This window comes from Aporhodopirellula sallentina SM41, assembly GCF_000346505.1.
GTDB classification, from domain to species: Bacteria; Planctomycetota; Planctomycetia; order Pirellulales; family Pirellulaceae; genus Rhodopirellula; species Rhodopirellula sallentina.
Genome location: NZ_ANOH01000188.1, coordinates 38,345 through 45,019, shown reverse-complemented (window position 1 = coordinate 45,019; position 6,675 = coordinate 38,345). Strand labels below are relative to the sequence as shown.

Sequence of the window (6,675 nt, the reverse complement as noted above, 5' to 3'; positions counted from 1 at the left end):
CGGCATTCGTTTTCGTGTCTTTCTCAGTTGCGGCGTCGGACATGCCTTTGGCGAACCTGATCGCCAATGCGTCTTTGATTGATTGGACGCGTTTGGCGCCGATCCCGGGAACCTGTTCGAGTTTGCCTTCCCAGGCCGCGGCGTCGAGTTCACACAATGTTTCGATGTGCAGGTGTTCGTGAATGCGGTGGGCCAATTCACGGCCGATCCCCGGCACGGTAGTGAACAAGGCCTCGCAGTGCGATTCGCCACGCAGCCGATCCAACAGAGACATGTGTCCGGTTTGGAGGTACTGATGAATCAGGTTCGCGATTGATTTGCCGATGGTTGGCAATGCGATCAATCCTTCGATGCCGTCGTGTTCGACCATCGCTCTGAGCGAGGTGGGCAAACTGCGAATCGTGTTTGCGGCGGCGTGATAGGCACGCACGCGAAACTCATTCGCCTTTTGGTCGTGCAGCAGTTGGGCCGTTTCGTCGAGCGCTTTCGCCACGTTCTGATTTTCGTGAAGCGACTCGATCTCGGTTCCCGCGTGCAACGGGTCGGAGGAGTTAATGACCGCCATGACGTTTCCCTCGAGTGAGAGTTTGGCCTCGTTCGCCTTATTCGGGCGATACAGAAGTCAACCGACGATGCAGTCGAGGGTGTGTGCGGTTTGACACAAACCAAACGAGAGACCGATGCGGTTGTCTCCGATTGGGCATATTGGCACGTCCGCCGGAGTACCTTGGCTGTTCGTCGACAACGGGGGTTGTCGCCGAGTCCGCCGTTAAAGGTGTCCATCGCGGGTTTGTGCGAGGGTAGCGAGTGTTCGCCGCCCCTATATGCATTGTTGCCGTCGCGTGAGCGAAAGGCAAATCTTCGTTATGCATCTGGTCTATGCAAACGTTGTACCGCCGCATCCAAACGCTGCATCAGGGCGATGTGTCACGAATGTGTGCCACCGGGGCGCGCCCTAGCGGTCTCAAACGCACCGTTTGTAAAGAAATCTAACCGCCGGTCAGTTTGGCCACGCGGCTGACCAAATCGACCGCATCGACCGGTTTGGCGACGAACTCGGTGCAACCCGATGCGAGGGCGTCGTTGATTTCCTCCGACGTCGCACCCGCGGTGAGTGCGATGATCGGGATGGTGATTCCGTGGTTGCGAATCTGCTGCGTCGCTTGTCGTCCGTCGAGTTCGGGCATTTGCATGTCCATCAAGACACAAGCAAACGGACGCCCTTCTCGTTCAGCATCGCGTACCGCTTTGATGGCCTCGGCACCGTTGACGACTTCGGAAACGTCCGCGCCGGCGCGTGCCAGGAATCGTGTCGTCACGAGCCGAATGTCACGTGCGTCATCGGCAACGAGGATGCGAGCGTTGATCCTGTCGAGGTTCATGCCACCGGCGCGGCGAGGTCGCAAGTCCGCTTCGGTGGGTCGGACCATCTCTTCGGATTCGTCGACCGGTAAGGAGAGCGTGAATTCGCTGCCGCGACCTTCGACGCTGGTCACCGTAATGTTTCCGCCGAGAAGGTTCGCGAGCCGTTGGCTGATCACCAATCCCAGCCCGGTTCCCTCCATGCCGACGATCTTTCGATCGTGCACCTGAGTGAAGGTTTGGAAGAGACGTTCGACGTTCGCGGGCGAGATGCCGATTCCGGTATCGATGACGCGGAAGCAGACCGTTGTCGGGTCGTCCTGGTCCATTTCGGTGACGACCCGGACGCTCCCTTGCGGGGTAAATTTCAGCGCGTTGCCGATCAAGTTGACGAGGATCTGTTCGACACGCGATCGATCGCTCCGCAGCCGTTGTGGGATCTCGGCAACGAATTCAAAATGGAGCGGAACGCCAGACGATTCGCTGCGGTGCCGCATCAGCTCGTTGATGTCGGCCAGCATCGGGACGAGTTTGAAGCGAGAACGTCGTACGTCGAGCTTGCCCGCCTCGACTTTCGACAGGTCAAGAATGTCGTTGATGATCCGCAACAAGAAACGGCCGTTTCGGATAACGGTTTCCAAGTGCATCGCGTCGACCGGTTTTCCTTCGCGGAGGTCGCGGAGCGAGAGGTCGGCAAATCCGAGAATCGCGGACATCGGAGACCGGATCTCATGACTCATATTGGTCAGGAAATTGCTCTTCGCTTGGCTGGCTTCTTCCGCCGCGATGCGTGCGGCTTCCAGGTAGGCCTCCGTTTCCTTGCGTCCGGTGACGTCGGTCATGTAAACCGCGGCACCGTCGTCGACCGGGAACACGCGAGCGTCGTACCAACGCTGCAGTTCGCGTGAATAGTACTCCGTGGTTTCGCCCTTCTGAGACAGGTGAACTCGCGCGAGGGCTGCGACCAACGGTGCTTCGGCGTGATTGGAAAAGAGCTCGGAATATTGCATGCCGACGAGGTCTCTCTCGACGCCCGAGAGTTGCCGCGCGGCATGGTTGGCGAACTGAATCACGCCTTCTTTGTCGAAACTGATGAACGGGTCGTGGCTTTGTTCGATCACCTCGGTAATGATCGCACGCGACGCGGCGAGTTTCTGTTCGGTCAGTTTGCGCTCGGTGATGTCCTCGACCAACGAGATGCAGCATTCGAGTTTGCCTTCGACGTCACGGCGCAGCGACGTGGTCAGATTGGTCCAGACGGTTTCGCCGTCAGCCCGGATGTAGCGTTTCTCGAGCGTGTAGCCTGGGATGTCGCCACGCTTCATCTGTGCGAACAGATGCATGTCTTTTTGAAGATCGTCGGGATGCGTGATGTCTTGAAACGTCTTCGACTTCAGTTCCTCGAGCGGGCGGCCGAGGATTTGACAGAGTTTCTCGTTTGCGTGGATCCATTCTCCATCGAGACCCACGTGGGCAATACCGATCGCGGCGTTCTCGAAAGTGGTGCGATATTCGATCTCGCTGTTTCGCAGCGCGATGTTTGCTTCGACGACTTCCGTAACGTCGCTTTGGATGCCAACGAAGTGCGTGACGCGATCGTTGACATCGCAAACCGGGGTGACGATCAAGTCGTTGTAGAACGGCTCTCCGTTGCGACGATAATTCAGAATTGTCACGCGACAACTCTCCTGATTCGCGATCGCATCGCGAATCTTCTGAACGTCGGCAGGGTCGGTTATGGGCCCTTGAAGGAAGCGGCAGTTCCGTCCCGTGATGTCTTCGAGTCGGTAACCCGTCAGGGTTTCGAACCCTTGGTTGGCGTACACGATCGGCATGTCATCACGCTGCGCGTCAACGATCAGGAACCCGTTGCTAGCGGCATCGATTGCGCGAGTACGCAGCCGCAGTTGCTCTTCCGCCATTCGCATTTTGGTGATGTCGTAGAGCGTGATCGCGGCGCCGGAAACCCGTTCGTAATCATCCAGGATGGGCGTCGCACGAATTTGCAGGGTGAGTTGGCGGTCACCGACTTTCGTGTTTAGTTCCCTTTCGCCGGTTACACCCTTGCGCAAAAGTTCACGAAGCAAAGCCTCGCAAACGTCGCTCACGTCTTCGGGCAACACATCGCTGAGTTGCATCTGATGGGATACCTGAGCGTCCAGGTCGAGATCGACGTTGAACAGACGACTGGCTCCCCGGTTCCAACTGGTGATCGTGGATTTCAAGTCGACACCGATGATCGCGTCGGTGCTGTCTTGGACGATCGACGTGAGTTTTCGAAGTTTGTCGGCCGTTTCCCGAACGCTCTTGAGATTCGTCATCGTCAAGATGAATCCCTCACGCTCTCGGTACGGGGCTGCACGCACGAGGATTGGGTCATTGCGTCGATCGACTGCCTCACACTCGACCGGTCGGTTCTCGGTCTCAACCCTGCGAATCATTTCGACCAGATTGATGCCCTCAAACGCGCGTGCGTAGTCAGAGAGTTTCTCGCCGTCGACTTCGTTGCGCCGGATGAGAAGAATGTCGGCGGCTGCGGGAGTCACACGGCGGATATTCAATTCGCCGTCGATTAGAACGATCCCGATGTCACTTTCCCGCATCACGTTCTCGAGATCGCGGGTCATTTCGGTCAGCAACTGCAGTCGCCGGCTGCTTTCGGCGTTGGTCGTGTGCAGTTCCTCGTTGAGGCTGTGTAGTTCCTCGTTCGTGCTCTGCAGTTCTTCGTTGCTGCTGGTGAGTTCCTCGTTGCTCGATTGCAGTTCTTCGTTGGTGGTCTCAACTTCTTCGATCGTTGCCTGCAGGTTTTCTCGAGTGAAATCGAGATCCATTTCCAGCATGCGGATCCGTTCTTCTGACAACGTGCTGCGTTGAAACGCGGCCGAGTCGATCTTGCCTTCGCCGTTTGCTTCCGGCGTGGGATCGCCTTCGGCCGGCAAATTCGCAACTGGCCGGATTGTTTGCACCGCCGCCGGAAGCTGACGCGACTCCTCGGTGAACGAGATGAAGTAGTGAGTCTCCGACTGTGTCGGGTGATGCATCGAACGAACCGATACCGTTACCCGCTCGCCGTCAACGACACCGCTCTCGGTCATCATCGCAGCTTGCTGGAACCGAAGACGTTGCACCGTGACTGCAACGGGAAGGCGGAGCGATTCGATCAGCAAATCGTCGATCGTTCCATTGAGTCGCCCGGCACGTGTTTTGGTGAACCGCGAAACGTCTCCAAAAATTTGCAACGGCCGCATCGAATCGTCGATCAAAATGCCCGCCGGGGCATACTGTTCGAGCAGGCGGTCGTACGAACTGATCAACGCCGCCGACGGTGCTCGCGAGGACCGTGTCCGCAACGACAACGATGCGTTCGTCGGCGGACGTTTCCGCAGTCGGAGGTCGAGCGGCAGACGTGTCTCGCGCTCTTTTTGAAAGATCCGCCATTGTTTGTCCAACACCGCGAAGTCATCGTCCAGGTCGCCGGGCGTTTCGCTCGGTCCGAGCCATAGAACCCCACGCGACCGCATCGCATGGGTGAACATGTTCAGTACCCGAGACTGTGCGTCGTCGACCAAATAGATCAGCAGGTTCCGACACGAAATCAGGTCCATGTTGGTGAACGGCGCATCCTGCAAAACATCGTGCCGGGCGAAGACGATCGAATTGCGAATTGTTGATTCGATCTCAAAACCCTCGTCGAGTTGCACCAAATACTTGTCGCGAAACTCGATGGGGATTTCCGCGAGAGAACTGTCGGGGAAAATCCCTCGCTGAGCGAATCGGATGGCGTCGGGATGCACATCGGTGGCAAAGATTTTGATTGCGAAATCGATTCCCAGTTTCTCGCGTTCATGATGGATCAACATCGCGATGCTGTAGGCTTCCTGCCCGGTTGCGCATCCCGCGATCCACGCCCGGAATTCGTCGCCCTCGGCTTTGCTGCTCGCCGCGGTTCGGATGCAGCGGTTGGCAAGGCGATGGTAGCCGTCGGGGTCACGAAAGAACCGCGTCACACCGATCATCAGGTCGTCCGCCAAACGCGAAAGCTCCGCCGGTTCACGTTCGAGGTAATCGACATACTGATCGAGTTGGTCGATCTTCGATAACATCATCCGCCGCGACAGCCGACGCGTGAACGTGCCGTGTTTGTACTGGCCGAAGTCGATGCCGCATGCTTTCTCGAGTTGTTTGTAAACCGGTGCGAGATCATTGCGTTCGATCGATGGGGCGGTTTGCGCGACCACCGAATCCACCGCAGCGCCGCCGAGATACTGCACCAGTGAATCGGCGAGCTCGGGGACCGGTGCGACGACGTGAACGGACCCAGTCCTGATCGCGTTGAGTGGCATGCTGTTGAACTGAGCACTGTCCTCGTCCTGCGAGATGACCAGTCCACCTGCCTTGCCAACGCTGACAATTCCTTCGCTGCCGTCGCTGCCGGTGCCGGATAGCACGACGGCTGCGATTCGTCGCTTGTCTTCGGCGGCGAGTGAATGGAAGAACTTGTCGATTGGCAAGTTCAACTCGCCGTCATCTTCCCGTTCCTGCAAACGCAACATCCCGTTCTGCAACACCACGTGCTTGCCGGGCGGCAGCAGGTAAACCGTGTTCGGTTCGGGGATGGTTCGCTCGGCCACCTGGCACGTGTTCATTTTGGTGCGCCGGCCGAGCAGCTCGCTCATGTGGCTTTGGTATGCCGGCGATAGATGCTGGACCACGACGAACGCGCCGCCTGTGGTCGCCGGCAACTGCTCGAACAGGGTTTCCAATGCGTTCAAACCGCCAGCCGAGGCACCGATGCCAACGATGGGAATTTTCACGGGCGTCTGATCATTGCCGCCCTCGGTTTCCGGGGCGGTGATGGAAGCATCGATCGTGCTGGAATCTGCCATGGGCGGTGACTTCGGCGTCTCTGCGCGTCGGCGAGACGTATCTATGATCAGCGGGTGAGTTAGTTGAAAAATTTACAGGTAAACAATGAATCGGGAAACAGGCGAGCCATTCGGTGAACAAGCTAGACACCTGTTCGTTTCGCTGGTTCCGCGTGGATCTCGCGAATCGTTGCAACGACACTAGGAAGACGCGATCGCGTCTTGGCACGTTGCCACCGCAAGGGGGGGGGCTGATCGTTCGCCGAGCAGTTTGGTGGATTAGCGATCGTCCCTGCGATTGTACAACGGTTGGGTTGGAGAAAACGATGTTTTTCATGCGGGAACTGTCGATAGGGGATGATTCCGGCGAAAATCTAGACACCATTGAAACACTGCCGGACATCGAACAAGATGTTCGCAGCATTGGGAAAACACGTGTGTCTGCGCC

Annotated in this window: 2 protein-coding genes; both read right to left on the bottom strand. The window is 57.6% G+C overall.

The features are described 5' to 3' along the window. On the bottom strand, window positions 1-565 hold a 565-nt coding region (locus RSSM_RS12215), incomplete at its 3' end, for a helix-hairpin-helix domain-containing protein (protein WP_008678752.1). A 424-nt stretch (window positions 566-989) separates the two neighbouring features. After that, window positions 990-6,248 (bottom strand): PAS domain S-box protein, encoded by a 5,259-nt coding sequence (locus RSSM_RS12210; RefSeq protein WP_008678750.1) that lies wholly within the window; start codon window positions 6,246-6,248, stop codon window positions 990-992. Between the last annotated feature and the right edge of the window lie 427 nt (window positions 6,249-6,675).